The 24,488-nt window shown below is 70.2% G+C and carries 29 protein-coding genes, 1 tRNA gene and 1 riboswitch; of the genes, 8 read left to right on the forward strand and 22 right to left on the reverse strand.

The genetic code is table 11. The features are described from left to right. The first annotated feature begins 71 nt into the window (after positions 1 to 71). Complete coding sequence (locus ABZX22_RS26320; protein WP_354913659.1) at positions 72 to 599, forward strand: hypothetical protein; 528 nt, start codon at positions 72 to 74, stop codon at positions 597 to 599. A gap of 88 nt (positions 600 to 687) precedes the next feature. Here ABZX22_RS26320 and ABZX22_RS26325 read toward each other — a convergent pair whose 3' ends face one another. The 7 genes from ABZX22_RS26325 to ABZX22_RS26355 form a co-directional block, all read right to left on the reverse strand. After that, the gene (locus ABZX22_RS26325) at positions 688 to 1,215 is read right to left on the reverse strand and encodes a superoxide dismutase family protein (protein ID WP_354913660.1); all 528 of its coding nucleotides are present in this window, start codon (positions 1,213 to 1,215) and stop codon (positions 688 to 690) included. Positions 1,216 to 1,270: 55 nt separating this feature from the next. After that, positions 1,271 to 1,519, reverse strand: a complete 249-nt coding sequence (locus ABZX22_RS26330; protein WP_354913662.1) for a 4a-hydroxytetrahydrobiopterin dehydratase — start codon at positions 1,517 to 1,519, stop codon at positions 1,271 to 1,273. Between the two features lie 10 nt (positions 1,520 to 1,529). After that, positions 1,530 to 2,438, reverse strand: a complete 909-nt coding sequence (locus ABZX22_RS26335; protein WP_354913664.1) for a carbohydrate ABC transporter permease — start codon at positions 2,436 to 2,438, stop codon at positions 1,530 to 1,532. Between the two features lies 1 nt (position 2,439). Beyond that, positions 2,440 to 3,360 (reverse strand): sugar ABC transporter permease, encoded by a 921-nt coding sequence (locus tag ABZX22_RS26340; protein ID WP_354913666.1) that lies wholly within the window; start codon positions 3,358 to 3,360, stop codon positions 2,440 to 2,442. A 55-nt stretch (positions 3,361 to 3,415) separates the two neighbouring features. Further along, a complete protein-coding gene (gene ngcE, locus ABZX22_RS26345) occupies positions 3,416 to 4,864 on the reverse strand; it encodes an N-acetylglucosamine/diacetylchitobiose ABC transporter substrate-binding protein (protein ID WP_354913668.1) in 1,449 nt (482 codons plus the stop codon). Between the two features lie 567 nt (positions 4,865 to 5,431). Then, a complete protein-coding gene (locus tag ABZX22_RS26350) occupies positions 5,432 to 6,649 on the reverse strand; it encodes an aminotransferase class III-fold pyridoxal phosphate-dependent enzyme (protein WP_354913670.1) in 1,218 nt (405 codons plus the stop codon). Continuing rightward, positions 6,646 to 7,563 (reverse strand): PfkB family carbohydrate kinase, encoded by a 918-nt coding sequence (locus tag ABZX22_RS26355; RefSeq protein ID WP_354913672.1) that lies wholly within the window; start codon positions 7,561 to 7,563, stop codon positions 6,646 to 6,648. Before ABZX22_RS26355 ends, ABZX22_RS26350 begins: the two co-directional genes overlap by 4 nt. A 48-nt stretch (positions 7,564 to 7,611) precedes the next feature. On the opposite strand from ABZX22_RS26355, the gene ABZX22_RS26360 reads away from it, so the two are divergent. Then, positions 7,612 to 8,196 carry a TetR/AcrR family transcriptional regulator gene (locus ABZX22_RS26360; protein ID WP_354913673.1) on the forward strand — a complete coding sequence of 195 codons (585 nt, stop codon included), beginning with the start codon at positions 7,612 to 7,614 and terminating at the stop codon, positions 8,194 to 8,196. Further along, the gene (locus tag ABZX22_RS26365) at positions 8,193 to 8,843 is read left to right on the forward strand and encodes a class II aldolase/adducin family protein (protein WP_354913675.1); all 651 of its coding nucleotides are present in this window, start codon (positions 8,193 to 8,195) and stop codon (positions 8,841 to 8,843) included. The genes ABZX22_RS26360 and ABZX22_RS26365 overlap by 4 nt, the downstream gene beginning before the upstream one ends. A gap of 107 nt (positions 8,844 to 8,950) precedes the next feature. Here ABZX22_RS26365 and ABZX22_RS26370 read toward each other — a convergent pair whose 3' ends face one another. Beyond that, positions 8,951 to 10,525, reverse strand: coding sequence for a DUF885 domain-containing protein (locus ABZX22_RS26370; RefSeq protein WP_354913677.1), 1,575 nt, complete (start codon positions 10,523 to 10,525; stop codon positions 8,951 to 8,953). 22 nt (positions 10,526 to 10,547) lie between these two features. Between ABZX22_RS26370 and ABZX22_RS26375 the strand changes: the two genes are divergently transcribed. Then, positions 10,548 to 11,756 carry a DUF4032 domain-containing protein gene (locus ABZX22_RS26375; protein ID WP_354913679.1) on the forward strand — a complete coding sequence of 403 codons (1,209 nt, stop codon included), beginning with the start codon at positions 10,548 to 10,550 and terminating at the stop codon, positions 11,754 to 11,756. Between the two features lie 82 nt (positions 11,757 to 11,838). On the opposite strand, the gene ABZX22_RS26380 is transcribed toward ABZX22_RS26375, so the two are convergent. Next, positions 11,839 to 12,444 (reverse strand): NAD(P)H-binding protein, encoded by a 606-nt coding sequence (locus tag ABZX22_RS26380; protein ID WP_354913681.1) that lies wholly within the window; start codon positions 12,442 to 12,444, stop codon positions 11,839 to 11,841. A 54-nt stretch (positions 12,445 to 12,498) separates the two neighbouring features. Here ABZX22_RS26380 and ABZX22_RS26385 point away from each other — a divergent pair, with 54 nt between their 5' ends. After that, positions 12,499 to 12,858: a helix-turn-helix domain-containing protein gene (locus ABZX22_RS26385; protein ID WP_354913683.1), complete on the forward strand. Its 360-nt coding sequence runs from the start codon at positions 12,499 to 12,501 to the stop codon at positions 12,856 to 12,858. A gap of 94 nt (positions 12,859 to 12,952) precedes the next feature. Then, on the forward strand, positions 12,953 to 13,711 hold the full coding sequence (locus ABZX22_RS26390) for a hypothetical protein (protein WP_354913685.1): 759 nt from the start codon (positions 12,953 to 12,955) through the stop codon (positions 13,709 to 13,711). On the opposite strand, the gene ABZX22_RS26395 is transcribed toward ABZX22_RS26390, so the two are convergent. The 7 genes from ABZX22_RS26395 to ABZX22_RS26425 all read right to left on the reverse strand — a co-directional run bounded on the left by ABZX22_RS26395 (position 13,668) and on the right by ABZX22_RS26425 (position 18,518). Beyond that, positions 13,668 to 14,540 (reverse strand): alpha/beta fold hydrolase, encoded by an 873-nt coding sequence (locus ABZX22_RS26395; RefSeq protein WP_354913687.1) that lies wholly within the window; start codon positions 14,538 to 14,540, stop codon positions 13,668 to 13,670. The genes ABZX22_RS26390 and ABZX22_RS26395 overlap by 44 nt on opposite strands. 45 nt (positions 14,541 to 14,585) lie before the next feature. Next, entirely contained in the window at positions 14,586 to 15,455 is an 870-nt protein-coding gene (locus tag ABZX22_RS26400) for a hypothetical protein (protein WP_354913689.1), read from the reverse strand. Between the two features lie 159 nt (positions 15,456 to 15,614). Further along, positions 15,615 to 15,749, reverse strand: a riboswitch (cyclic di-AMP (ydaO/yuaA leader). 325 nt (positions 15,750 to 16,074) lie between these two features. Then, on the reverse strand, positions 16,075 to 16,446 hold the full coding sequence (locus tag ABZX22_RS26405; protein ID WP_354913691.1) for a hypothetical protein: 372 nt from the start codon (positions 16,444 to 16,446) through the stop codon (positions 16,075 to 16,077). A 24-nt stretch (positions 16,447 to 16,470) separates the two neighbouring features. After that, entirely contained in the window at positions 16,471 to 16,842 is a 372-nt protein-coding gene (locus tag ABZX22_RS26410) for a roadblock/LC7 domain-containing protein (protein WP_354913693.1), read from the reverse strand. A gap of 29 nt (positions 16,843 to 16,871) precedes the next feature. Beyond that, complete coding sequence (locus tag ABZX22_RS26415; protein ID WP_354913695.1) at positions 16,872 to 17,675, reverse strand: DUF4388 domain-containing protein; 804 nt, start codon at positions 17,673 to 17,675, stop codon at positions 16,872 to 16,874. A 1-nt stretch (position 17,676) separates the two neighbouring features. Next, positions 17,677 to 18,051: a roadblock/LC7 domain-containing protein gene (locus ABZX22_RS26420; RefSeq protein WP_354913697.1), complete on the reverse strand. Its 375-nt coding sequence runs from the start codon at positions 18,049 to 18,051 to the stop codon at positions 17,677 to 17,679. A 263-nt stretch (positions 18,052 to 18,314) separates the two neighbouring features. Continuing rightward, the gene (locus tag ABZX22_RS26425; RefSeq protein WP_354913699.1) at positions 18,315 to 18,518 is read right to left on the reverse strand and encodes a DUF5302 domain-containing protein; all 204 of its coding nucleotides are present in this window, start codon (positions 18,516 to 18,518) and stop codon (positions 18,315 to 18,317) included. 78 nt (positions 18,519 to 18,596) lie between these two features. Here ABZX22_RS26425 and ABZX22_RS26430 point away from each other — a divergent pair, with 78 nt between their 5' ends. Together ABZX22_RS26430 and ABZX22_RS26435 are read left to right on the forward strand one after the other, a co-directional pair. Further along, positions 18,597 to 19,181 (forward strand): DUF1707 domain-containing protein, encoded by a 585-nt coding sequence (locus ABZX22_RS26430; RefSeq protein ID WP_354913701.1) that lies wholly within the window; start codon positions 18,597 to 18,599, stop codon positions 19,179 to 19,181. Positions 19,182 to 19,195: 14 nt separating this feature from the next. Continuing rightward, a complete protein-coding gene (locus ABZX22_RS26435; protein ID WP_354913703.1) occupies positions 19,196 to 19,960 on the forward strand; it encodes a phosphotransferase in 765 nt (254 codons plus the stop codon). Between the two features lie 366 nt (positions 19,961 to 20,326). On the opposite strand, the gene ABZX22_RS26440 is transcribed toward ABZX22_RS26435, so the two are convergent. From ABZX22_RS26440 to ABZX22_RS26465, 6 genes are all read right to left on the reverse strand, one after another. Then, the gene (locus ABZX22_RS26440; RefSeq protein ID WP_354913705.1) at positions 20,327 to 20,776 is read right to left on the reverse strand and encodes a DUF5615 family PIN-like protein; all 450 of its coding nucleotides are present in this window, start codon (positions 20,774 to 20,776) and stop codon (positions 20,327 to 20,329) included. Next, entirely contained in the window at positions 20,757 to 21,392 is a 636-nt protein-coding gene (locus ABZX22_RS26445) for a DUF433 domain-containing protein (RefSeq protein WP_354913707.1), read from the reverse strand. The genes ABZX22_RS26440 and ABZX22_RS26445 overlap by 20 nt, the downstream gene beginning before the upstream one ends. Positions 21,393 to 21,756: 364 nt before the next feature. Continuing rightward, entirely contained in the window at positions 21,757 to 21,936 is a 180-nt protein-coding gene (locus tag ABZX22_RS26450) for a hypothetical protein (RefSeq protein ID WP_354913709.1), read from the reverse strand. Between the two features lie 335 nt (positions 21,937 to 22,271). Next, positions 22,272 to 22,345 (reverse strand) — tRNA-Lys (locus ABZX22_RS26455). A gap of 41 nt (positions 22,346 to 22,386) precedes the next feature. Beyond that, positions 22,387 to 22,947, reverse strand: coding sequence for a class F sortase (locus tag ABZX22_RS26460; protein ID WP_354913710.1), 561 nt, complete (start codon positions 22,945 to 22,947; stop codon positions 22,387 to 22,389). Positions 22,948 to 23,915: 968 nt separating this feature from the next. Further along, on the reverse strand, positions 23,916 to 24,407 hold the full coding sequence (locus ABZX22_RS26465) for a hypothetical protein (protein WP_354913712.1): 492 nt from the start codon (positions 24,405 to 24,407) through the stop codon (positions 23,916 to 23,918). Positions 24,408 to 24,488 lie beyond the last annotated feature (81 nt).

Raw genomic sequence — 24,488 nt, forward strand, 5'->3', positions numbered from 1 at the left:
CGATCTTGAAAGGTTCGCCCGGCGAAATGGGAACCCCGGGCAGCCCGCCCGGGATCCAAGGGAGGGGAACCATGAGAAAGATCGTCATCGGCGCGGCGCTCGCCGGCGTGTTCGCCGTCGCCGCCCCCGTGGCCGCCTCGGCCTCGACCACCACGACGCTCACCACGTGCAGCGCCTGGAAGCCGGTGGGCAACCGCTACTTCCAGTCCTGCATCGACGTCACCGGCACCCAGGTCACCACGTACGGCCTGGTCAGCTCGGCCGGCGCCACCGCGCCGAGCGACACCGGCGTCGGCCTCACCAGCCGCGACGAGAACGGCGGCGGCGGACACCTGGGCCGCAAGGAGGGAACGGTCCACGTCGACAACAACACGGTGCGCTTCGACGGGTACACCACCACGGTCACGGCGGGCGCCCGCGTCCGTTCCACCGTGTACGTCCCCGGCGTGATCGGCACCGGCACCCTGGTCGGCACCGACGGCGCCACGTTCTACGACTCCGACGTCCCGCAGGGCCCCAGCGGCCCGGTGGGACCCGGCGGCTACCCGACCCCGACACACCAGGCCCAGATCACCACCTGGGTCACCGTCGCGGGCTGACGTCCCCTGACCGGATCGCCCGGACCAACCGGTCCGGGCGATCCCGGCCGTCCGGGCGGCCTGGACCGACCTGGCGGATCCGGGTGGATCACTTGAGGGTGAGGCAGGCGACGCGGCCACCCGCGGTGCCGTCGGGCGCGGTGGCCTTCTCGTGGATGACCAGGGAGTGCGGCACCCGGTCGGGCGACAGCGCCCACGGCTGGCGCGCGGTCGACGTGGCCGCTCCCGAGCCGTCGGTCTTGATGTCGAGCCACACCTCGTTGGACGCGTTGACGGTGCCGTGGGTGTGCTGGAAGTGCGGGCCCGAGTCGTCAGGCTTGGACCCGCACGGGTTGGCGTGCAGGTGCACGCCGTAGGCCCGGTTGGGCAGCAGCCCCTCCGCGACGAAGGACGACCGGGTCTGCCCGTCGGCCGACTCGACCGTGACGCTGGCCTTCGCCCCCTCGGGCACCAGTTTGGTGTTGTAGACGATGGCCAAGGGGTCCTTGGCGCTGAACTCGCCGCCGCCGGACAGCCGCACCCCGATCTGGGGCGTCGGCGTCGGCGCGACGGCGGTGGTGGGCGCGGCACAGGCCCCGGCGGTCAGCAGGGCGAGAAGGAGTGCTGGCAGGCGCATGACGAACTCTCCAGAAGCGAGCGGCGGAGGCCCACTCTACTGAGTAGTCGTACGCTTACGCGCCGTGTTCGCGAGCGATGTCGTCGATGATGGCCGCCAGCGTATGGTCGAGTTCGGTGAGATGGCCCGCGTCGTGCGTGGTCAGGGCGAGATGCAGGGTCCGCCAGCGGATGTCGATGTCGGGGTGGTGGTTGAGTTCCTCGGCCTTGACCGCGATCGCGTCGACGATGCGGATGGCCGTGGGGAAGTCCGGCGCGACGATGCTGCGCCGGAGCACCTCCCCCTCTTGCTTCCAGTCGCTCATACGGGCCACGTTACTTCAGGGCGCCCGCCCCGAGACCCGACTGGATCTGGCGCTGGAAGATGATGTAGATCACCAGAACCGGGATGATCGCCAGGTTCAGGGCGGCGAACAGGGCGGGCCAGTCGGCCTCGTAGCCCGCGATGGTGGAGATGTCCGCGATGCCCTGCGTGATGACCCACTTCTCCTTGTCGCCCGGCACCAGCGCCAGCGGCAGCAGGTACTGGTTCCACTGGCCCAGCACGTTGAAGATCGTGATGCTGACGATGCCCGGCCTGGCCATCGGCAGCATCACCTGGAAGAACGTGCGGGTGTGCGAGGCGCCGTCGATCCGCGCGGCCTCGGCGACGGCCTCGGGCAGCGTCCTGAAGAACGCCGCGAGGAAGAAGACCGTGAAGGGCAGCGAGTAGGCGATGTAGACGATGACCAGGCCGACGTGCGAGTCGAGCAGGCCGAACTGCTTGACGATGAAGAACAGCGGGCCGATGGCGAGGAACACGGGGAAGGCCATGCCCGCCACGAACAGCAGGTAGATCAGGCGCCGGCCGGGGAAGGTGTAGCGGGCCAGGACGTAGGCGGCCATGGAGCCGAACAGCATGGTGCCCGCCGTACCGAAGAACACCACGATGGCGGTGTTGATCATGTAGGTGCCGACGCGGGCCTTGTCCCACGCCCGCGCCCAGTTGTCCCAGCGCACCGCGCCGGGGAGCTGGAGCGCGTCGCCGAAGATCTCGGTGTTGTTCTTGAAGGCCGCCAGGAACGTCCACAGCAACGGCAGGATGATCAGTAGGGCCCAGATGGCGAGCGCGAGGTGCGAAAGCCCGCTGAAGACGTTGCGCCCGCCGCGGACGGCCTGGCGAGAAGACGTCGAGGGGCGGGCCGGCGACGAGCGCATCGGCTCCTGCACGGTCTTGTTCGGCATGTCAGAGCTCGATCTTCTCGCGCCTGGAGACGCGCAGGGTCAGCACCGCGAAGGTGATGGTCAGGAAGAACAGCGCGACGCCCATCGCGGAGGCGTAGCCGACCTTGTTGTAGGAGAAGGCGGTCTTGTAGATCTCCACGGGAAGCACGGTGGTGGCGCCGTCTGGGCCGCCCGCGTCCACCGACAGCACCTGGACGAGCGCGAAGCAGTCGAACGCGGCGATCCCGAGATAGACCCAGCCGACCTGGATGGTGTCGCGCAGCAGCGGCAGCGTGATGGAGAAGAACAGCCGCAGGCGGCCGGCCCCGTCGAGCGCGGCGGCCTCGAAGTAGTCCTTCGGGATGGCCGCCATGCCGGCGGAGAACAGCACCACGTAGAAGCCGACCGCCTGCCAGATCATCACCGCCAGCAGGGACCAGAGGGCCAGGCTGGGCTCGGTGAGCCAGCCGACGGGGTCGACGCCCATCTTGATCAACGCGCCGTTGACGACGCCGCTCTCGTCCGGCCGGTAGATCGCCTTCCAGAGCACGCCGACGACGGCGACCGCGAGGACCTGGGGGGCGAAGAAGACCACCTTGTAGAAGGTCGACCCCCACACCCCCCTCATGCCCGCCCCGCGCGACCCGCCGCCCAGGTTGATCAGGAAGGCGAACAGCAGCGCGAGGGCGATCGTCACGAGCGGCAGCACGAGCAGGATCACCGCGTGGTTGCGTATCGCCTGCCAGAAGATCTCGTCGTCGAACAGCCGGCCGAAGTTGGCCAGGCCGATGTAGGCCGGGTTCCGCTGGTAGCCGTTCCAGTTCGTCAGCGAGAGCTGGAACGCCTGGATGTACGGACTGATCACGAAGACCAGGTAGAGGGCCAGGGGGACGACGAGGAACCCGGCGACGAACCCGTACTTGCGCAACCGCTCCGTGTTCATTGGCCGCCCACCGCTCCTCTCTCGCCACGTCGGGTTCGCTCCGTGCCCATGAGTCCTAGACGTTCCTCGTCTGCTTCGCGATGGAGGAGTCGGCCTTGACCGCGTCGGCCTTCTTCTGGACCCGGTCCAGGTACTCGTCGACGGTCAGCCGACCGGCCATCAGCGTGTTCTGCTGCTGCCAGGCGTAGTCGAACAGCTGCTTGTACCAGCCCTCGAAGCGCGCGTCGGTGATGATGTCCTGGCCCGCGGCGTCCTGCGCCTTCGCCGCGCTGACCAGGCCGGGGGTCAGGTCGAGGCCCTCCGCGGCGCCGTTGACGACGGTGAGGTTCTTGGTCTTCTCGGTGAAGCCCCTCGCGCCCTCCTTGGAGAGCATGAGGCGGAAGTACTCCAGGCCGCCCTGCGGGTTCTTGCCCTTGGCGGCGACGACGAAGTTCTCGCCCACGCCGACCTGGATCGCCCCGTAGGGCATCTTGTCGGAGGCGGTCACGCTCGGGAAGGGCGCGATGGCGTACTCGAAGGTCTTGGGCTTGTCCTTGGCCATCTCGTTCTCGAGCCAGGAGCCGCACGGGTAGAACAGCACCTTGTGCTGCAGGTGCTTGATCTGCGTCTGGGTGTGGTCGAGGCCCAGGTAGGCCTTGTCGCCGTAGGCCGTCTGGATCTCCAGCCACGCGGTGACCGACGCCTTGACCGCCGGGGACTTCCACGCGTTGTCGACGAGGTTGTCGATGTCGATGATGACCTGGTTCCCGCCGATCTTGGCGGCGGTGTAGAGCATGTTCCAGAGCTGGTAGTACGGACCCTTCTGGCCCGGGTAGGCGAACAGGACGATGCCTTCCTTCTTCGCCGTCTCGCCGAGCGCCTTGAACTCCTCCCAGGTGGTCGGCAGCGTCCAGCCCTTCTCGGCGAAGAGCTTGGCGTCGTACCAGAGGGCGCGGTGCGACACCGTGTAGTTCAGCACCAGGTCCTGGCCGTTGAGTTTGGCGTTCTCGATGGCCGCGGGGGTGATGGTGTCGCGGACCTTCTTGTTCGGGTCGTCGACCGACGGGGCGTCCCACAGCGCGGTCAGGTCGGCCAGATGTCCCTCCGCGGCGAGGGCGGCCAGGTCGAGCGCCTCGGGTCCGGAGTTGTTGACCACGTCGGGCACCTCGCCGCTGAGGAAGCGGGGACGCAGCTGGGTGCCGATGTTCTGGGTGCCGACGTGCTTGATCTGGGCGCCGGCGTGCGCCTTGACGTAGAGGCCCTCGTGGATGTCCTTGGCGTAGGCGTCGCCGTAACCGCCGCTGAAGATGACCACTTCGAGAGGCTTCTTGGCGTCCACGCCCAGCGGGTTGGCGGCCGACACCAGATTGGAGGCGGCCGCGCTCGCACCGGCCGACGCGGCGGGCTCGGCGCCGCCGCCGGTCGCGCAGGCGGACAGGAGGCCCGCGCCGGGGCCTGCGGCGAGAGCGGTGATGCCGATCCGGCGCAGGAGCTGGCGCCTGGTGATCTCTCCCGGGTGGGTCATGAGGTCTCCCGACTGGATCAATTAGGAAAGTTTCCTAAACGTTTGCCTGAAGGTACGGACGGCCGACGACCTGGGTCAAGACCTCGAGACGCAGCTGTGACCTTGAGAGGCCACACCGTGATTTCCGGGGGCGGCGCAGCATCCGCGATCGAGGGCGTACGGCAGGGCGGCGGGGTTGCCAGCATCCTCGACAACGGCATGGACGGCAAGGGTGTCGGGACGATCTTCGACAGCCGGCCAGGCCTCTTGTGGGCCGGCCCAACCGCCTGCCGGGAAGCCGGGCGGACTGGCACCGAGCCGAAGCCTGTCGCCGGAGGCGCCCGTCCTGGGACACCGGCCCGGTGGGGCAGCCACCATGGCGAACGTCGCGCGCTCAAGAGCAGTGCACGAAGGGCCCGTGCGGTGGCGAACCTGCGGGGTCCTTTCGGGCGCGGCCTGGCGATGCCCCGAAAACGAAAGGTCGCGCGGGGTGCGGGTTGCGCGGGGCGGCGGTGCGGGTTGCGCGGGGCGGCGGTGCGGGTTGGGGGTTGCGCGGGGCGGCCGGGAGCGCCGCCCCGCGCCGGGTCGTCAGCCGCCGAAGTGGGCGCGGGTCTCGGCGAAGGCCCGGTCGGTGCCCTCCAGGGCGCGGGCCACGTCGGCCTCGGTGTGGGCCGCCGACATGAACCAGTTGTGCCACGGGTGCAGGTAGACGCCGTTGCGCAGGCAGGCATCGCTCCAGTGCACCGCCACCGACAGGTCGGCGTCGCCCTCGAAGCTCAGCCACGGGATGGTCACGGGCCCGGTCTGGTTGACGGTGAAGCCGTGGGCGCCGGCCTGGGCGTACAGGCCCTCGCGCAGCAGGGTCCCCGACGTGACCATGGTGGCGATGCCGTCGGTGTCGCGCAACGTCTCGATCGTCGCCTTCGCGGCGGCCATCGCGACCGCCGAGAACCAGAACGAGCCGGTGGAGTACAGCGTCTGGGCGGGCCCGCGCAGCGCGTCGGTGCCGGTGACGGCGGCGATCGGGTAGCCGTTGCCCATGGCCTTCGACCAGGCCGTCAGGTCGGGGCGCACGCCGTACTGCTCCCACGAGCCGCGCAGGTCGATGCGGAAGCCGGCCCGCACGTCGTCGATGACCAGGGCGGCGCCGAGGCGGTCGGCGAGGGCGCGGGCGCCGCGGGCGAAGGCGGGCTCGACGAGTTCCTGGTCCTCGAAGGAGTCGTGCTTGAACGGGGTGACGATGATCGCGGCCACGTCACCGTCGACGGTGGCGGCGGCGGCCTCCAGCGACTCCAGCGAGTTGTAGGTGAACTCGACCAGGTCGGCCCGCTCGTTGGGCGTCGTGCCGGCGGGCGAGGGCGTGCACCAGGGGTCGGCGCCGTGGTAGGCGCCGTGCGCCATCAGCACCTTGGTACGGCCGGTCGCCGCGCGGGCCACCATGAGCGCCTGGGTGGTGGCGTCGGTGCCGTTCTTGGAGAACATCGCCCAGTCGGCGCTCGGGATGGTGTCGACGAGCAGTTCGGCCAGCTCGACCATGACGGGGCCGGGGCCGTTGAGGCAGTCGCCGAGGGCGAGCTGGCGGGCGGCGGCCGACTCGACGGCGGGATGCCGGTGGCCCAGCACGACCGGGCCCCACGAGCACATGAGGTCGACGTACTCGCGGCCGTCCACGTCCCACTGCCGGCAGCCTTCGGCGCGGGCGAAGAACTGGGGGTAGCCGGGGGCGAAGATGGCGGCGTTGAGGTGGCCGTACATGCCGCCGGGGATGACCTGCTGGGCGCGCTTGCGCAGCTCGGCGTCCTTCACGACAGTCCTTTCAGGGTCGAGTCGAGGTCGGTCAGCCCGGCGTCGGAGCCGAGTCCGGTGGCGACGCGGGCGGCGGCGGCCGTGCCCCAGCGGGCGGCGGTGAGGACGTCCTGGCCGTGCAGGAGGCCGGTGAGGAACCCGGCGCAGTAGGCGTCGCCGCATCCCGTGGTGTCGCTGACCTCCACGGGCAGGGCCAGGACGCGGGTCGCGCCGTCGGCGGTGGCGACCAGGCTGCCCTCCGCCCCGAGCGTCACCAGCACGCCGGTGGCCCCGTCGGCCAGGAGCGCCGCGGCGGCGGCCTCGACGGTGCCGGCGCCGGTCATGGCGAGGGCCTGGGCGGCGTTGGGCAGCACGTAGTCGACGTGCGGCACGAACGCCCGTGCCATGCCCAGCAGGTCGGGCAGCTCGGACAGCAGGTCCATGGTGACGACGGTGCCGCCCTGCCGCAGCTCGTCGAGGAGGGCGAAGAAGGCGGGCTCGCCCAGCGCGAAGGTGACGTCCATGCCGCCCAGGTGGACGGCCCGCGCGCGGCGCAGCACCTCGAGGTCGAGGTCGGCGAGGGTGACGCTCAGGTTGGCGCCCGGCACGTGGAAGCTGGGCCGGCCGCCGTCCGGCCTGATGGGCAGGATGGAGGCGGCGGTCTGCTCCCCCGTACGGCGGGCGAGCCCCGACACGTCCACGCCGTGCCTCGCCATGATCATGAGGAGGAAGTCGCCCAGCTCGTCGTCGCCGATCGCGCCCATGGAGGTGACCTCGTTGCCGAGCTTCACCAGGTCGACGGCGGTGCCGGCGGCCGAGCCCGCGGCCGTGAGACGGATCTGGTCGACCAGGACGGTGTCCTGCCCGGTGGGGATGGCCTCGACCGGCCGGGTCAGGACGTCCACGATGTGCACACCGACGGTCACAACGGTCATGGCCGGTAGTAGACAGACGTCCGACTAAAAAGTCAATATGCTGGAGGCATGCCGAAGATCGTTGACCACGACGAGCGCCGCCGCGAGGTGCTGTCCGCCGCGAGCACCGTCATCGTGCGCGACGGGATCGACGCCGCCACCAGCCGCGCCATCGCGAAGGAGGCGGGCCTGTCCAACGGCGTGCTCGGCCACTACTTCACCGACAAGGACGAGATCCTGCTGTCGGCGCTGCGCCACTCGCACCAGCGCATCCGCGAGCGCATCACCCGCCGGGTCGAGGGCCTGACCGGCCTGGCGGCGCTGCGCGAGGTGCTGCTGGACAACCTGCCCCTCGACGACGAGCGCGACCAGGAGACGCGGCTCGAGATCAGCTTCTGGAGCCGGAGCCTGGCGGTGGAACGGCTGGCCGAGGTGCAGCGCGCCGAAGCGGCCGAGCTGCGCGCCGCCGTACGGCTTCTGCTGGAGCAGGCGCGCGAGGCGGGAGAGATCGGCGCGGACGGCGACCTCGACGTGGCCGCGGAGCGGCTGCTGGCCCTGGTCGACGGGCTGAGCCTGCGGGCGCTGCTCTACCCTGATCAACTGGGCCGGGCCGAGATGGAGCGCATCATGATCACGACGCTGGAGGCATTGTGAGCGCCGTCGACCTCCTCAGGCAGGAGATCTGCGAGTACGGCAGGCGGGCCGTCGAGCTCGGCCTGGTGCTCGGCACGTCGGGCAACCTGAGCGCCCGCGACGGCGATCTGGTGGCGGTCACCCCCGCGGGTGTCGCGCTCGACCGGCTGACCCCGGAGATGTGCCCGGTCGTGGACGTCGAGGGTCACCTGGTGGAGGGCGACCTGCAGCCGTCGTCCGAGACGCCCATGCATCTGGCGATCTATGACTCGACCGCGGCGCGCGCCGTCGTGCACACGCACTCGGTGTTCGGGACCGTGGTGGCCACCACGATGACCGAGCTGCCGCCCGTCCACTACAACGCGCTGCTGCTGGGCGGCGCGGTGAAGGTCGCCGAGTACGCCACCTACGGCACGCCCGAGCTGGCCGCCAACATCAGGGCCGCGATGGAGGGCAGGCAGGCGGCGCTGATGGCCAACCACGGAGGGGTGACCATCGGCGCCACGATGGAGCAGGCCTTCGAGGCGGCCCGGCTGCTGGAGTGGCTGTGCGAGGTCTACGTGCGCGGGCTGTCGGTCGGCAAACCCGTGGTGCTCACCGACGAGCAGCTCGCGGCGGTGGTCGAGCGCTCGCTCAACCCCCCGACGTTCCCGCGCCGCCCTCGCTGACGGACCCTGCGGTCACGGGCCGCGCTCACCCGCACGGACGGCGGCCCCGCGCCGCCCTCGCTGACGGGAGCGGCGGTCACGGGCTCGCCGTGACCGCCGCCGTCGCCTCACGCCCGTCCGAGCGCGGCCTTCTCCGCCAGACCGAGCGGCAGGCTGCCCGAGCCCGCGATCCGGTCGTGGAACTCCTTCAGCGAGCCGGTGAACGCGCCACTGATCCGGTCGATCTCCAGCGCGCCCGTCAGGTAGGAGGGCGCCTGCGTGGGCCAGGCGCAGTAGCGGTTGACCTCGCCCTTGGCCGTCTCGGGCGAGAGCGAGGAGTTGGCCAGCATGTACGCCTCGGCGTCGGCGATCGACATGTCCTCGCAGTGGAGGGCGGTGTCGACGACCATGCGGGCGGCGCGGAAGATGCGCGCGTCGAGGAAGCCCAGCTCGGTGGCCGGGGTGTCGAAGTACCCCTGCTCACTGATCATCTTCTCGACGTAGAGGCCCCAGCCCTCGTTGAAGTAGGGCGTGCTGAACACCTTGCGGATGGTCCTGGGGTTGCCCGCCTTGTGCGCCAGGTGCCAGTGGTGTCCCGGGTAGGCCTCGTGCACGGAGATCGCGGGCATCTGGAAGCGGCTGTTGGTGCGCAGGCGCTGCCGTACCTGCTCGTCGGTGAAGCCGTCGGGGGTGTAGGGCACGAAGAAGTAGCCGCGCCGCGAGCTGGTCAGCGGCGGCGGCGCGATGTAGTGGGCGACGGACAGGATCGGCCTGTTGTACTCCGCCGACGGCAGGACCAGGCACTCCTCGCCTTCGGGGAAGGTGACGAGGTCGCGCTCGCGGACGAACTCCCTGGCGCGCTGGGTCTCCGCCTCGTACTCGGCGCGCATGGCCTCCAAGGTCGGCGGGTGGTCGTCGGCGAGGATCGCCAGCGCGGCGCGCCAGTCGGCGGAGCCGTCGAACCTGCGCGCCGCCTCCTGCATCTGGGCGTCCAGCAGCGCGACCTGCTGCCTGCCGCGCTCGTGCAGCCCCGCGGCGCCGTACCCGAGCAGCTCCTTCTCGGTCAGCAGCGTGGAGTAGAGCTTCTCCCCCATGCGCCAGGTGCCGCCCGCGGTGAAGTTCTCCAGGAAGGTGACGAAGGCGTCGAAGGCGTCGGCGGCGGGCTCGGCCGCCGCGAGGAACCTGGCGCGCGCCGCCTCGTCGGCGATCATCGCGGGGATGGTGCGGGTGACCAGCCCCCTGGCCGTGCGCGCCTGGCCGAGGGCGCGCTGCACCTGAAGGTCCGAGGCCAGGTCGGGGTCGAGGTTGGTACGGCAGGCCGCCAGCACGCCCGGCACCTCGCCGAGCTGCGCCACCGCGGCCTCGACCAGCTCGTGCTCGGGCTTGAGCGCGCGCTGGAACGGCACGAACAGCGAGGAGAAGATCCCGCCGAGGTAGGCGGTGGGGTCGCGGCGCCACCACGGCCAGGTGGCCAGCGCCAGCTCGCCGCGCAGGTGGGAGGCGGCCAGGTCGCGGTCGATCTCGTCGTCGAGCGTGGGGGTCTCCCACGTCGCGAGCCGTTCGAGCCACGCCGCCTGCTCGCGCTCGTAGGCGAGCAGGCCCTGCTCGGTGTAGTCGCCGAGCGTCCGGTCGTGGCCCTCGGCGCCGAGAAGGGTGGCGGAGACGGGGTTACGGTTGAAGTACCAGGTCAGAAACTCGTCCACGCTGGCACCATATCCTGGTCAAATGCCGCTACAGATCACCGGCGCCCTCGGCGACCCCGACCTCATCAGACTCCCGTGGGAGCTGCCGCTCGCGGAGTGGCCCGCCCGTCACCTGGTGGACCTGCCCCGCGGCATCTCCCGCCATGTCGTGCGCTTCGCCCGGCTGGGCGGGAAGGTGTACGCGATCAAGGAGATCAGCGAGCGGTACGCCAAGCGGGAGTACAGGCTGCTGTGGGACCTGGCCAGGCTCGACGCTCCGGCCGTCGAGCCCGTGGCGTACGTGACGGGCAGGGAGGAGGGGCTCGACTCCGCGCTCATCACCCGGCACCTGCAGTTCTCGCTGCCCTACCGGGCCGTCATGTCGGGGACGCTGCGCCCCGACACGCTCACCAGGCTGCTCGACGCGCTGGCCGTGCTGCTGGTGCGGCTGCACCTCAACGGCTTCTACTGGGGCGACTGCTCGCTGTCGAACACGCTGTTCCGCAGGGACGCGGGCGCCTTCGCCGCCTACCTGGTCGACGCGGAGACCGGCGAGATGCACCCGATGATCAGTGAGGGTCAGCGGCTACAGGACATCGAGGTCGCCTACACCAATCTGTTCGGCGAGATGCTCGACCTGGAGGCGGGCGGGTTGCTGCACCCGTCGATCGACCCGTACGACACCGCCGAGCAGATCACCTCGCGCTACCACCGGCTCTGGGAGGAGATCACCCAGGACGAGATCATCGAGGAGGTCGACTGGCACAAGGTGGAGAACCGCATCCGCCGGCTCAACCTGCTCGGCTTCGACGTGGCCGAGATGATGGTGCGCCGCAAGGTCGGCACCGGGCGGCTGATCGTCCGGCCCAAGGTCGTGGACGCCGGTCACCACCAGCGCAGGCTGCTGCGCCTGACCGGGCTCGACACCGAGGAGAACCAGGCCCGGCGGCTGCTGAACGATCTCGACGGCTTCCGCGTGGCCAAGGGCCTGCGCCACGAGGACGAGGCGATCGTGGCGCACAGGTGGCTGGCCGAGGTCTTCCAGCCGACGATAGAGGCCATTCCCGACGAGTTGCGGCGCAAGCTGGAGCCCGCGCAGCTCTTCCACGAGGTGCTCGACCACCGCTGGTTCCTGTCGGAGAAGGCCGGGAGCGACATGGGGCTCCCGGCCGCCGTCCGTTCGTACGTCGAGACCGTCCTGGTCCACAAGCCCGACGAGAAGGCGTTGCTGCCCGACGAGCCTCAGTACTGATGAGAAACGTGGCCATCAGACTGCCGAGCCGCTCTTTTCGCAGGTCAGCGCCGTATCGGCAGTCCAGCGGCCACGTTTTTCATCAGTAGGCGACGGTGAACCTGCGCCGCACGTGCTCGGCCTTCTCGATCTCGTCGGCGACGGCCACGGCGTAGTCCTCGGCACTGATGACGCTGTTGCCCTGCTCGTCGGCGAGCAGCCGGTCGCCGCCGAGGCGGAAGGTGCCGGTGCGCTCCCCCGGCTGGATGATCGCGGCCGGGGCGACGTAGGTCCAGTCGAGGTCGGTGACCTCCCGGTAGAGCCCGAGCGCGGCCCGCTGGGACAGCGCCTCCTTCTTGTAGATCTGCGGGAAGTCGGGGGTGTCGACGAGGTCGAGGCCGGGCGCCACCTCGAGGCCGCCGGCGCCGCCCACGGTGATCAGGCGCCGGACGCCGGCCTCGCGGACACCGTCGATCAGGGCCCTGGTGGCGGCGAGGAAGGGCGCCTCGGGCTCGGTGCCGTCGCGCGGCGGGGCGATCGCCGAGATCACCACGTCGTGGCCGGCGGCGAGCTCGGCCGCCTGCGTGACGTCGCCCTTGACCGGGCCCGACCTGCTCAATCCGGTGACGTCGTGGCCACGGTTGACGAGTTCGGTGACGATGCGCTGACCGATCATGCCGGTGGCGCCGAAAACCAGGATCTTCTTCATGACATCGATAGTATCCATTGGATACTGGTTACTTCATCGTGCTATAGGTACCTTATGGATACTGGCGACGCCTTCGACCCCAACTGCCCGACCCGGCTGGTCCTCGACCGCATCGGAGACAAGTGGTCGGTCCTCGTTCTGCTGAGCCTGTCCCGCGGGCCGATGCGCTTCACCGAGCTGCGCGATCGCATCGGCGGCGTCACCCCGAAGGTGCTGACCCAGACACTGCGGGCCATGGAGTACGACGGGCTGCTGACCAGGAAGGTCTACGCCGAGGTGCCGCCCAGGGTGGAGTACACGCTCACCGACCTGGGCCACTCGCTGCACCAGCCGCTCGCCGAGGTCACCCGCTGGGCGGAGAGGAACGTCCACCTCATCCTCAACAGCCGGGAGGCAGCCGATCACGCGGTGTGATCCTTACTCCCCGGAGAAAACTTTCTCCGCCCGGGATGAAGATATCCACCACCGGTCTCTTCCCGTACGGCCCGCGCCTTCATAGCCTGACTCGGTGCGTCCGCTGGAAAGCCTCCTCACCGGGCTGGCGGGGGTGTGCTCGTCCGGCGCCCTGCGCGTGGGCGGCTCCGGGGTGGTCTACCTGCTCGAGGGCAAGGTGACCTACATGGAGAGCGCCGAGACGCCCGGCATCGAGGAGCTGCTCACCGGCGGCGGGCGGGTGAGCCCGGCCGACGTGGACCGGGCGGTGACCCGGCGCGAGGGCGGCGAGCCGCTGTTCGGCGAGGGCCTGCTGAGCCGCGACGAACTGGCCGAGCAGCTGCGCAGGGCGGTGCTCGACGCCGCGCTCGTGCTCTTCGGCACCGACGCCGCCCGGCCCACCTTCCAGCCGAGCGAGCGCCACTGGCTGGGCCCGCACTGGCACTTCGAGGTCGACGAGCTCATCGCCGAATGCGTCCGCAGGAGCACCCGGCTGGACGAGGTCTGGCCGTCGGACGAGCTCGACGCCGCGCCCGTGGTCCCGGTCTCCCGCCTGCCGGGCGATCGCGTCACGCTGAGCGCCCGACAGTGGGAGGTGCTGGTCCACGCCGACGGCACCGCGACACCGCTGCAACTGGCCAGGCGGCTGGACACCACGGCCTACACAGTGCTGCTCGCCGTACGGGAACTGGCGGCGGCCGACCTGCTCGTCAAGCCCAGGAGGGCGCCCGCGCTGCCCAAGCGGGTCCCCGCGCCGTCCGGCACCGAGATGCGGCACGAACCGGTGGACCTCAGCCTGCTGCGGCGGCTGCGGAGCGCGCTTGAAGATCTGTGATCGCGTTCATGACCGGCTCCCACAGCGGGCGGGGCAGGTCGTGGCCCATGCCCTCGAAGGTCATCAGCCGCGCGCCGGGGATCGCGGCGGCGGTGGCCCGGCCGCCGGAGACCTGGACCAGCGGGTCGGCCTCGCCGTGGACCACCAGGGTGGGCACCCGCACGCCCGCCAACCCCTCGCTACGGTCGCCTGAGGCGAGGATCGCGGCCAGCTGCCTGGTGGTCCCAGCGGGATCGTGGTCGCGGTCGAAGGCCAGGCCCGCCAGCCGGGCGACGCGCTCGCGGTCGAGGGGGTAGCCGGGCGAGCCGATCACCGACCAGACCTCCAGGGCCCGCTCGATCGCGCCCTGCCGGTCGGCGGCGGGCGGGCCGAACAGCGCGGCCATCGCCTCGGGGGTGGGGGGCCCGGCCTCGGGGCTGGGCGTCGACATGATGGAGGTCAGCGTCAGCACCCTGCCGGGGTGTCCGATGGCGAGCGCCTGGGCGATCATGCCGCCCATCGAGATGCCCACCACGTGCGCGGCGGGCCAGCCGAGCGCGTCCATCAGGCCCGCCGCGTCGCCGGCCATGTCGCTCAGCAGGTACGGCGCCGCCGCGCCGGGGGTGAGGTCGGGCACGCCCGCCTTGCGGAAGTGGGTGGAGAGCCCCACGTCACGGTTGTCGAAGCGGACGACGTGGTGGCCCCTCCTGGAGAGCAGTTCGCAGAACTCGTCGTCCCAGTGGACGAGCTGGGAGCCGAGCCCCATGATCAGCAGAAGGGGCCGGTCTTGGGGGTCGCCGATGGGGTCGTAGGCGATGTCGATGCCGTTGGCGCGCGCCATGAGCGTCATGCGAAGCAGAATCTCATTCTGTTTCGCATGACGACAAGGGGGAGATCAGCGGGAGACGACCTTGCGCAGGTGGCCGCGGCCCAGGTAGCCGACGCCGCCGACGATCGCGAGACCGCCGATGATGGCCAGCGCGGTGCCGGTGTGGCTGTCGTCCTCGGTCGCGGTCCGGGCGGCGGTGGTGCGCACCGGGCCGTCGAAGGAGGCGGGCCTGACCGACGCGGCGGCGGCCGTCGTCCCCTTGGACTCCTGCTCGTCCGCCTCGCGGGCGGCGACCAGCTCGGCCTTCTTGGCGGCCTGCGCCTTCTTGGCGGCCTCGGCCTTCTTCTTCTCGGCCAGGGCCAGGTAGTCGACCGGCGGCTTGGCCGGGTTGCGGTCCATACGACCCCACGCGCCGGTGGAGAAGGCGACGGGGTGGTTCTTCTTGCCCACGCCGTCACCCCACTTGGTGATGACGTACTGGACCTTGATGTGGCCCTGACCGCCGTTGCCGTTCACCATCAGCGTGTCGGAGTTGAACTCGCCGCCGGTGAGGTAGGCGAAGGTCTTGGCGTCGAGGTCGAGCATGACGCCGCTGCTGGAGGGCACGCCAGGACCACGGTCACCGACGAAGAAGGGGGCCTTCTTACCCTTGTAGACGACGTAGCCTTCGGTCATGAGGGGCCAGCTCGGGCTGGCCGCCAGGCCCTTGCGCATCGAGATGCCGCTCGCGGGCAGGCCGGTGTCGCCGGCGCGGCCGGAGGAGTCGTCCCAGAAGTAGGAGGCGGTGGTGCCTCCCTGGAGGAGGGTCCGCTGCTGGGTGGTCCGGGCGAGGTCGGGCTCCGTGGGCTCGGCGAGAGCGGCGGCGGCGCCGGAACCGACGGCGAGGGCGGTGGTGACGAGCAGGGCGGAAGCGCGCATGCCAAAGCGGCGGGTCATGAAAGTCCTTTGTGCGAGGGATAGGAAATCCGCGCTCACATGAAGATCAGGCAAAGGCGTAGCCGGGCATGGGCCTAGCAGTCGCTACGCGAAAAGACAGAGCGCGAAAGGAAGCGGGGGGAAGCGCCGCTCAGTTCGGGGGGCTGTCGTACAAGGGTGGTGTCCTCTCCATCTCGCCTACCGGGTTAGCTGACGGGTTCGGGCGTGGAGATGCCCTACCGGCACGAGGCCGGATTCACCCCAAAGAGATGGGTCCCCGGTTCCCGCAGTCGCGGGATTCGGCGCCGACCGGCCGACTCTTCCCTGGTGAAGAGCACGGTCACCGCTCGGTAACGCAAAGGACTCTATGGGCAAATCACCCCAAAGGCAAAAGCAAACCCATGAATCGGAAAGAGGATCTACCCTTTATCGTCACGATTCAGCAGGCGCGGAGAGCGCGGAAACCCCTGAAAAACAACGGGTTGCGCGGGCGCGGCGGGAAAGCCGATCAAGGGGATAAAAATCATGAAATCGGCAGTGGCGCCAGGGTAAAGCCGGAGTACACACGGCTGAAGAAGGCGCGGGCCGGTCGTACGGCACGCCCCGTGCCCGCCGCGCCGCGGACACGGGGCGTGGTCCGTCAGACCTCGAGCTTCTCCTCGATGCCGCGCAGCTGGTGGCGCGCCAGCGCCAGGTTCGCCCTGGTGCGGTCCAGCGCCAGGTAAAGGAAGAGTCCCTTGCCGCCCCTGCCGGTCATCGGCCTGATGATGTGGTACTGACCGGTCAGCGTGATGAGGATGTCCTCGATGACGTCCTTGAGGCCGAGCGACTCCATCGTGCGCATCTTCGCCTTGACGACCTCGGTGTTGCCCGCGGCGGCTACCTGCAGGTCCAGGTCCTTGGAGCCGCCGAGGGCGCCGAGCGCCATGCCGCTGCCGTAGTCGACCACGACGGCCCCGAGCGCGCCGTCGATCGCCATCATCTCCTTGAGCGAGACGTCCATGCTGGCCATGCGTTTCCTCCGTGTGAATGCGAGTCACTTTCGCGATGCGATGGCGGCGACGCTCGCCGCCGTCTTGCGACCCTCCAGCCGCAGCAGCCCGAGATTGGTGCCGGGCTCGGCCAGGACTGTGAGGACGATCGTGGGGCCGGCCGTGTAGAAGGCGGCGAAGCCCGCGCTGCCCGAGATGAGGGTCTCCTCCAGGGCACCCTTGCCGGCCATGACGGCCATGCGTCTGCTGAGGGCCAGCAGCGCCGCCGACAGCGCGGCGGTCTGCTCGACGTTGCCGCCTGTCAGGTCGCTGGCGATGGTCAGCCCGTCCACGCTGCAGGCGATGCTTCCGCTGACGTCGGGCGTGCGCTCGCGCAACAGGATCATCTCCTTCAGCACCTCGTCCCGCAGCTCCACCGGTGGCCTCCTTCTGAGTGAGGGGAACCTCACGACAGCTCCTCCAGCGCCTTCTTCAGCCGCAACAGCAGGTTCACGTCGGTCGGGTCCGCGGTCACCACGGGCCCCAGGGGCAGAGCAGGAGCGTCGGGGTCGTGGCGCGGCCCGGCCTCCGGAACCCGGTCGACCCGTCGCGGCAGCGGCGGCGCCGTACCCTCCGGACGGGTGAGCAGCCCCGCCGCCGCCAGCCGCCGTACGGCCAGCAGCGTCGCGTAGCCGGGCCGGCCGAGCCTCATGGCCAGTTCCAGGGGGGTGGCCATGCGGTCGGCGTGGACGAGGATCTCCCACTGCAGGTCGCTCAGCACGACACGGTGGCCCGGCGGCCTCCTGACCGGCGCGACCGGAGCGGTGTCCACCTCCGCCGACGGCCAGACGCGCTCCAGCTGGGCCCGCCTCCTGGCACACTCGCGGACGATCTCCTCGACCTCGAAGAACCAGTGGGAGCCGAGCCAGTGCCGCTCGCCGGGCCGGAACTTGGGCCTGGCCCCGGTGACCGGCAGGAGGAAGTACGCCGCGTCGAGGACCGCGCCGAGCACGCAGTGCTGCAGCTCGCCCTTGGTGAGCATGCCGTAGTCGACCAGGCGCGCGCCGCCCTCGCGCTGGGCCCTGCGCAGGGCGGGCGCCGAGACCCTGCCGCTGGCCATCAGCACGTCCTCGGCCCTCGGCGTGTCCGCGCACTCCATGTAGGTGACCCGGCCGGCGTCCATGAAGATCGCGCCGGCCCGCCCCACCCGCAGGGCGCCCGTCGAGCGTTCTCTCGCCAGCCCGGCGAGCAGCGTGTCCAGTGCCGGCATGTCACGAGGTCAACTGTCCTGAGATGGCCTGCAGGCGGTAGCGGGCCAGGGCGAGGTTGGCCCGCTCCTTGTCCAGCCGCACGTAGATGACCAGCGGGCCCTCGAACGGGGTCACCAGGTGGCGCACGAGGTGGTGGCCCTTGTCGGTGGTGACGAGCATCTCGTCGATCCGGATCGTGCCATCGGGGGAGGTCTGGGCGAGCCCGTCCGTGGTGTGGCGCAGTGCCTCGCTCAGCGCCGCCGCGGAGCGCTCGGCGTCCAGGCCCTCGCTCCCGTTCGCGACCACCGCCATGCCGCTCGTGTGCTCGACCACCATCGCGTCGAGCGCTCCGGGTATGGCCATGACCTCGGCCAGGCAGTCATCGAGTCCCAGCACGAGACCTCCCTCACCGTCGCGCTGACCGGGACAGCGTAGGAGGCGGAGGAGCCCCCAAAAAGACGGAGAAGACGGCGGTTATGGATATTTATAGCTAGAGGAGCGAAAAAGCTCTCCAGAGTGGCAAGGCTATTCCGCCAGGCGCTATTGAGAATGTTTCTCACATTCTCCCACCAGCCGCGTCTCCGCAACTCAGCGCCACAATGCCGAAAAACGAAGGGAGGGTACGGCAGGTGCCGTACCCTCCCTTCGACGTCGTGGCGTCAGCCGCCGCTCTTACGACGGAAGGTCCGCTTGTTCGAGGCGGGACCGTGGGCACCGTGAATCTTCGAGGGGCCTTTCCCCTGCCCGCCCGCGACCGAGTCTGCGTGCGCGTTGTTCTTGCGCTCGAGCGCCTCGCGGAACTTCCGCTTCAGCTCATCCTCGGGAGCCTCGATCGGCTCGGGTTCCGCCGGTGTTTCAGCCATCAGGACCTCCTGGTCTTGGGGACACTGACAGCTTCGCACGACCCCGCGTACCACGTGAAACCGGTCTACGCTTTACCCATGAGCAGCCCCCTGCCCGACCGTGGCCCCCAGGACATGCGCGCCGCCGACCTCGACCGCGAACGCACCGCCGAGATCCTCCGCGCCGCCGCGGGAGACGGGCGGCTGGGCATGGAGGAGTTCCACGAGCGCCTCGACCAGGTCTACTCCGCCAAGACCTACGCGGAGCTCGACCTCCTCACCCACGACCTGCCCACCCCCGTCCACTCCCCCGCCGCCTCGACGGCGCCGGGCGAGGAGAGCGGGGTGGCGATCGCCGTCATGGGCGGATACCACCGCAAAGGCATCTGGCGGGCGCCCCGGCTGTTCACCACGGTGGCCTTCTGGGGCGGCGGCAAGATCGACCTGCGCGAGGCCGTGCTGACCGGCGGGGAGATCACGATCAGGGCGTTCGCCGTGATGGGCGGAGTCGAGATCGTCGTGCCCGACGACGCCGACGTCGACGTGACCGGCATCGGCATCATGGGCGGCTTCGACCACGCCGCCAGCGGCGCCGGAGCACCGGGTGCGCCGCGGATCAGGGTCACCGGGTTCGCGTTCTGGGGCGGCGTCGACGTCCGCCGCAAGCGCCGCAAGCAGCGATAGCCAGGGCATCTCGGATGCGACCGGAGCACGCGTCCCACCCCTCGGAGACGGGGTTGCCGGGTGGCCGGGTCAGCGGCGTGGTCCGGGTCGGCAACACGGTCCGGCGCCCGGTCAGCCCGAGCTTCCACGGCGATCCGACATTCGTCCGCGAGCTGTTGATCTTCCTCGAGCGAGCCGGGTGGACGGGCGCGCCCCGGTTCCTCGGCTGGGACGAGCAGGGGCGGCAGGTGCTGAGCTTCCTGGACGGACACGTCGCCTGGGACTGGGCCGGCGGCGGGCCCGAGGCGGTCGGTGCCGACGCCGGCCTCGCCCGGGCCGGTGCGCTCACCCGCGAACTGCACGACCTCACCGCCGGTACGGCCCTCGCCGGGCAGAGCGAGGTGGTCTGCCACAACGACCTGTGGCCGGGCAACATCGTCTATCGCGACCTCGGGCAGGGGCTGCGACCGGTCGCGTTCATCGACTGGGACCTCGCCTCGCCCGGCGACCGGATCCACGACGTGGCCCACCTGTGCTGGCAGTACGCCGGATGGTGGGAAGGGAACGACCCGGCCGAGGTGAGTCGGCGCTCCAGGGTGATCTGCGCCGGGTACGGCCTGGCCGACCGGTCCCCCCTCGTCGAGACGGTGCTGTGGTGGCAGGACCGCTGCTGGCGGGGTATCGACCGGGCCGCCGAGGCCGGAGACCCTGCGATGGTACGGCTGCGCGCCTCGGGTGCGGTCGACCGGGTCAAGGCCGCCTACGCGTGGGCGCGGCGGCATCGCGAAGAGCTTCGCTGAGCGCCCGCGACCCGGTCACCGCAAGTCACCGATCAGTTCCGCGAGGAGGCGCTCCTCCATCACAGCCCGCCCGGCAGCCGTCATGCACCGCGCGGCTCAGGCTCCACGGACCCGGCACGACGGCGCCCTTCAACGGTTCGGACTCGCCCCGACTCGTCATGGGTGGGCACATCCATCCGCCACGGCACGGCACCACAGCGGGTGATGGCTCGCCTCCGTCGGCGTGCAGCACTTCCGCTACGTCCTCCGGCTCCGCTCAAGCACGACCCTCCGTCGCCGAAGTCCGCGCGCTCGATCGGGGGCTCCTCGTTGCTTCGCGTGGCGCGATCCGGCCCGAGATCCGGGACGCCTGGCGGTCCGCCGAGACTACAGAGACGTAGGCCAGAACCTGGGCGGATTCATCGCAGGGTCGATCGCCTGAAGCCGACTCGCCACCGTGGGATCGACTCCTCGCAACGTGATCAAGCGCGGTCCGCCGGCCTCTTCCAGCAACGCCAGCGCACTCGGCAACCCCGCGGTGACCGTCGCGATCGCGACGCCCATCCCGAGCAGCCCCGGGTGCTTGTGCGGGTATTCGATCCGGTGCAGGCCAGAGGCCGCGATCGCGACCACTTCCCGAGGTCGCTGCATCTGACGGCCGTCATTGGTGACAACAACATGGAACCCCTCGGCCGCGGCGCGCGGATACAAAGTCTCATCCTGCGTACCCGACCAACCCGGAAGATCCAGTAGATGGACAATGTGGTGGTTCAGCACGAAGCTGGTCAGAACCTGTTGCAAGGGACGGGGGACGTTCTCATCCAGCAGCAGCCTCACGCTGCTCCCTGGGGGGTTCGTAACTGTCGACGTAGTCGGCGAAATCGGCCGCATCCAAGGCCGCGGTGGCCGACACGCTCGGGTAGTAGTCCGCGATCCGCTCGGCCAGAACGCCGTCCCGCAACAGCGCCGCGATCTCGTCGTACGGCACGCGGGTTCCTTCGATCACCGGCATACCGCCACGGACCGCGGGGTCGACCGTGACGTGCTCCCGGGGACGCAGTAGATCCGGAATGTGCCGTCCATCACGATAGAACGGCCGCAGCACCTCGACCAGTTCATGGATGACGACGTTGGCCTTGCGATGCACCAGGTCGGTGGCCTGCCCCTGCTCGACCAGAAAGATCGTCGACCCGTCGGTCACCAACTGGTAAGCCGACAGATGCTCGCGCTCCTGCAGATCGTCGCGGAGCGTGTCCAACGCTCGGCGAATCTTCTGCAAGGAAGCGTCATTGCGCAGCTTCACACACGTGCGCAGGGCGACCAGGTCCCGAAACGAGTACAGCACCGGCCGTACCGGTGAGATCTCCGGCACCAGCACGGCGCCACGGCCAGAACTGGCCTTACGCCAGTGCGCGAGCTGGCGAAGCGTGGCACCCGACAGCGCCGCCGCCAACTTCGGACTGTAGGACACCAGCCTCACCTCCCTCGACCTGACCCGGCCCCCTTCATCATCGCAAACATCCCCACGATTCACTCACCGTTACCCCATCTTGATCGGAGAGTCGCCCTGCCCGTCACCGGTCACATCCACGGAACTACACCGCGCACGTCGACAGCGACCTCATCCCCGCATCTGGGCGGCATCCCGCTCCGTGACCTGTCCATCCGCGACGTGCAGCGCATGTCCGCCACGATCCCGCGACCCGCGCCCGCTTCGGCGACCATGCTCACCCGCCTGCACGCCACCCTGCGCGCCGCACTCAACGCCGCCGTCCGTCCGCCGCACCATCGCGCTCGACCACGCCACCGTCACCGCACTACGCCGCCACCGCGACCACCAGCAGGCCGAACTCGCCCTCCTCGGTGAAGACGGCGGTGGCTACGTCTTCAACGCCCAACGCGGCCGCCCGATGACTCCCGACGTCCTGACCCGAACCTTCGGCGCGTTGATCGGTCAAAGCGGACTTCCGCCCATTCGTCTGCATGATTTGCGACATGGAGCAGCCAGTCTCGCGCTTTAGGCTGGCGCAAATCATCTATCCAGTACCGACTCGGTCATTCCGGCATCGTGCTGATGGCCGATATCTACGTGACGGTCGTTCCGCAGGTCGCCCGTCATGCCGCGGAGGCCTTGGCCCGTCTCATCCGCGAGGCTGGACGCCGGCCACCTCTGAACAACCAGACCCGTCGCCAGAGTGTCCTCGTCCCGAAACGGAGACAAGTCGCAGGCCGACGGAAGAACGAGAAGCTTCTGCTCGCTGATGCGCTCACGCTGGCCTCAACGCAAATCTGGCCCGGCCTCCATACGGAAGCCGGGCCAGATTCTCAGCTGTGCGCCGCCAGGGACTCGAACCCCGGACCCGCTGATTAAGAGTCAGCTGCTCTAACCAACTGAGCTAGCGGCGCCTGCGGGAAGAAACATACCCGACTTCACGGCACAGGTCGAATCAGCGGCGGTCCATCGGTCCGGCCGCCCGCCGCCCGGTGATGAGCTTGGCGAAGACCACCGTGTTGTCGAGGTAGTGCCTCGTGGTGGTGTTGAACGCCCCGGCGCAGGTGATCAACCGGAGGGCCGGATGGCCGGGATCGCCGTACACCTCCCGCGCGGGGAACTCGTCCTTCGGATAGGTGGCGACCTTGGTGACGACGAAGCGCAGTCGGCGCCCGTCCTTGCGGGTCACGAAGACGCGTCTGCCGGGGGTGAGCTCGCTGATCCGGTAGAAGACGGCCGGGCCCGTGGTGTTGTCGTAGTGCCCGACCATCACCGCCGCGCCGGGCGCGCCCGGCCTGGGCCCCATCTTGAACCAGCCGACCTTGTCGGAGACGCTGAGCGGCGGGGCGCCGATCCTGCCGTCCTCGTCGACGCCGACCCGCATGACGGCGGCGGCGATGTCGAGGCTGGGGATCTGGAGGTTCAGGGGAGGCGAGTCGATTCCTTTGGCTCCGGTGGGCCCGACACCCGTCGTCCGGGGCGGCTTGACCGGGAACGGCCTGGCGCGGGCGGGCACGTCCGCCGGAGCGGCCTGGAGACGTCCGGCCCGGCGAGCCTCAGACGTCTCGGCCCGACGGGGCTCGGACGTCTCATCCCGGCCAGGTCTGGGGGTCTCGGTCCGACGGGGTGCGGAGGTCTCAGCCCGACGGGGCTCGGACATCTCAGCCCGACGGGGCTCGGACGTCGCAGCCCGACGGGGCTCGGACGTCGCAGCCCGACGGGGCTCCGATGTCTCGGCACGGCGGGGCTCGGACGTCTCAGCACGGCGGGGTGTGGAGGTTTCGGCACCGCCGGGCCTGGCGCGGTCGGCTCGGGCATGCTGCGGCGGCCTGGGGGTCGTCTCCACTCGCGCCGGCGCGGGCGCGGCAGCGCGGACCTGCTTGACCGGCCGGGAGACCGGCTCGCCTCGTACTGGCGCGGGCACGACGGCGCGGGCCTGCCCGGGCCTCTCAGCCCGGCCCGGAGTATCGGCCTTTCCTGGGCCTGGTGTGCGGGTCCGGACCGGCTTGGGCGGGCTCGGCGGCGCAGGCGGGACCGACGGCTTCGAGCGGGCGACCGGCTTCGACGGACTGGGCGGCGCAGGCGAAGTCACCGGCTTGGAACGACTGACTGGCTTGGGCGGGCTCGACGGCGCAGGTGGGTGGGGTGACTGGGGTGGGGTGGGTGCCTTGGGCGGAGACACGTTGGGCGCCTGGCGCGCTCCGGGACGGGCGCGTTCGGAAGTCTCGGGCCCGGAGGGGTCGGGGGTCTTGGACGTGCGAGGCCCGGAGGGGTCGGGGGTCTTAGACGTGCGAGGCCCGGAGGGGTCGGGGGCCTTGGACGTGCGAGGCCCGGAGGGGTCGGGGGCCTTGGACGTGCGAGGCCCGGAGGGGTCGGGGGACTCGGCCCTGCCGGTGGCCGCGTTCGCGGGCGCCGGTGTGAGGGTCAGGGCCATGAGGGAGGCCGCCACACACAGGGCGTGGCGGCCGATTGCATGACGGATCATCACTTGCGAACGGTCGCCTTGGCCATGCCGCCGCCGCCGGTGTGGGGGCCGGGACCCCAGCCCGGGCCCCAGCCGCCGCAGCGGGGGCCGCCCCACCATCCGCCGCCGCCACCACCGCAGCCGTGGCCGCCCTTGAACCCGTGGCCACCCTTGAAGTCGTGGCCGTCCTTGAACCCGTCGCCCTTGAAGTCGTGGCCGCCCTTGAACCCGGGGTCACCCTTGAATCCGGGATTGCCCTTGAAGTCGTGGCCGATCTTGCCGAAGTTCCCCTTGCCGAAGTCGATCTTGCCGAGGCCGCCCTTGCGGCCGTTCATCCTGCCGAGGTCGTCGTCGAGGTCCTCGTCGAAGCGCCTGGGACCGAAGTCGTCGTCGGGGTCGGCGGCGAGGACCGCGCGGCCGGGCAGGCTCTGCGCCGCGACGGAGGTCGCCATGGAGGCGAGACCGAATCCGGAGAGCAGGATCAGGCCGGTGGCGGCTACTGCGATACGCATCGCTTTTTCCTCTCTGAGTGACTGTGAAGTCGAAGCGGGAAATCCCCTCATGTCGCATCCGCCGAACCGACACAATCCGCT

Source organism: Nonomuraea sp. NPDC003804 (assembly GCF_040610675.1).
Taxonomy (GTDB): domain Bacteria; phylum Actinomycetota; class Actinomycetes; order Streptosporangiales; family Streptosporangiaceae; genus Nonomuraea.

What these genes read in the sequence shown, in the direction of transcription:
- ABZX22_RS26435 (WP_354913703.1), top strand. Translation starts at nt 19,196, where the DNA reads ATGCGACCGGAGCACGCGTCCCACCCCTCGGAGACGGGGTTGCCGGGT.
- ABZX22_RS26425 (WP_354913699.1), bottom strand. Translation starts at nt 18,518, where the DNA reads ATGGCTGAAACACCGGCGGAACCCGAGCCGATCGAGGCTCCCGAGGAT.
- ABZX22_RS26360 (WP_354913673.1), top strand. Translation starts at nt 7,612, where the DNA reads ATGCCGAAGATCGTTGACCACGACGAGCGCCGCCGCGAGGTGCTGTCC.
- ABZX22_RS26450 (WP_354913709.1), bottom strand. Translation starts at nt 21,936, where the DNA reads ATGTCGCAAATCATGCAGACGAATGGGCGGAAGTCCGCTTTGACCGAT.
- ABZX22_RS26405 (WP_354913691.1), bottom strand. Translation starts at nt 16,446, where the DNA reads ATGGCCAGCATGGACGTCTCGCTCAAGGAGATGATGGCGATCGACGGC.
- ABZX22_RS26330 (WP_354913662.1), bottom strand. Translation starts at nt 1,519, where the DNA reads ATGAGCGACTGGAAGCAAGAGGGGGAGGTGCTCCGGCGCAGCATCGTC.
- ABZX22_RS26385 (WP_354913683.1), top strand. Translation starts at nt 12,499, where the DNA reads ATGGATACTGGCGACGCCTTCGACCCCAACTGCCCGACCCGGCTGGTC.
- ngcE (WP_354913668.1), bottom strand. Translation starts at nt 4,864, where the DNA reads ATGACCCACCCGGGAGAGATCACCAGGCGCCAGCTCCTGCGCCGGATC.
- ABZX22_RS26430 (WP_354913701.1), top strand. Translation starts at nt 18,597, where the DNA reads ATGAGCAGCCCCCTGCCCGACCGTGGCCCCCAGGACATGCGCGCCGCC.
- ABZX22_RS26355 (WP_354913672.1), bottom strand. Translation starts at nt 7,563, where the DNA reads ATGACCGTTGTGACCGTCGGTGTGCACATCGTGGACGTCCTGACCCGG.
- ABZX22_RS26320 (WP_354913659.1), top strand. Translation starts at nt 72, where the DNA reads ATGAGAAAGATCGTCATCGGCGCGGCGCTCGCCGGCGTGTTCGCCGTC.
- ABZX22_RS26325 (WP_354913660.1), bottom strand. Translation starts at nt 1,215, where the DNA reads ATGCGCCTGCCAGCACTCCTTCTCGCCCTGCTGACCGCCGGGGCCTGT.
- ABZX22_RS26415 (WP_354913695.1), bottom strand. Translation starts at nt 17,675, where the DNA reads ATGCCGGCACTGGACACGCTGCTCGCCGGGCTGGCGAGAGAACGCTCG.
- ABZX22_RS26340 (WP_354913666.1), bottom strand. Translation starts at nt 3,360, where the DNA reads ATGAACACGGAGCGGTTGCGCAAGTACGGGTTCGTCGCCGGGTTCCTC.
- ABZX22_RS26465 (WP_354913712.1), bottom strand. Translation starts at nt 24,407, where the DNA reads ATGCGTATCGCAGTAGCCGCCACCGGCCTGATCCTGCTCTCCGGATTC.
- ABZX22_RS26375 (WP_354913679.1), top strand. Translation starts at nt 10,548, where the DNA reads ATGCCGCTACAGATCACCGGCGCCCTCGGCGACCCCGACCTCATCAGA.
- ABZX22_RS26395 (WP_354913687.1), bottom strand. Translation starts at nt 14,540, where the DNA reads ATGACGCTCATGGCGCGCGCCAACGGCATCGACATCGCCTACGACCCC.
- ABZX22_RS26335 (WP_354913664.1), bottom strand. Translation starts at nt 2,438, where the DNA reads ATGCCGAACAAGACCGTGCAGGAGCCGATGCGCTCGTCGCCGGCCCGC.
- ABZX22_RS26400 (WP_354913689.1), bottom strand. Translation starts at nt 15,455, where the DNA reads ATGACCCGCCGCTTTGGCATGCGCGCTTCCGCCCTGCTCGTCACCACC.
- ABZX22_RS26380 (WP_354913681.1), bottom strand. Translation starts at nt 12,444, where the DNA reads ATGAAGAAGATCCTGGTTTTCGGCGCCACCGGCATGATCGGTCAGCGC.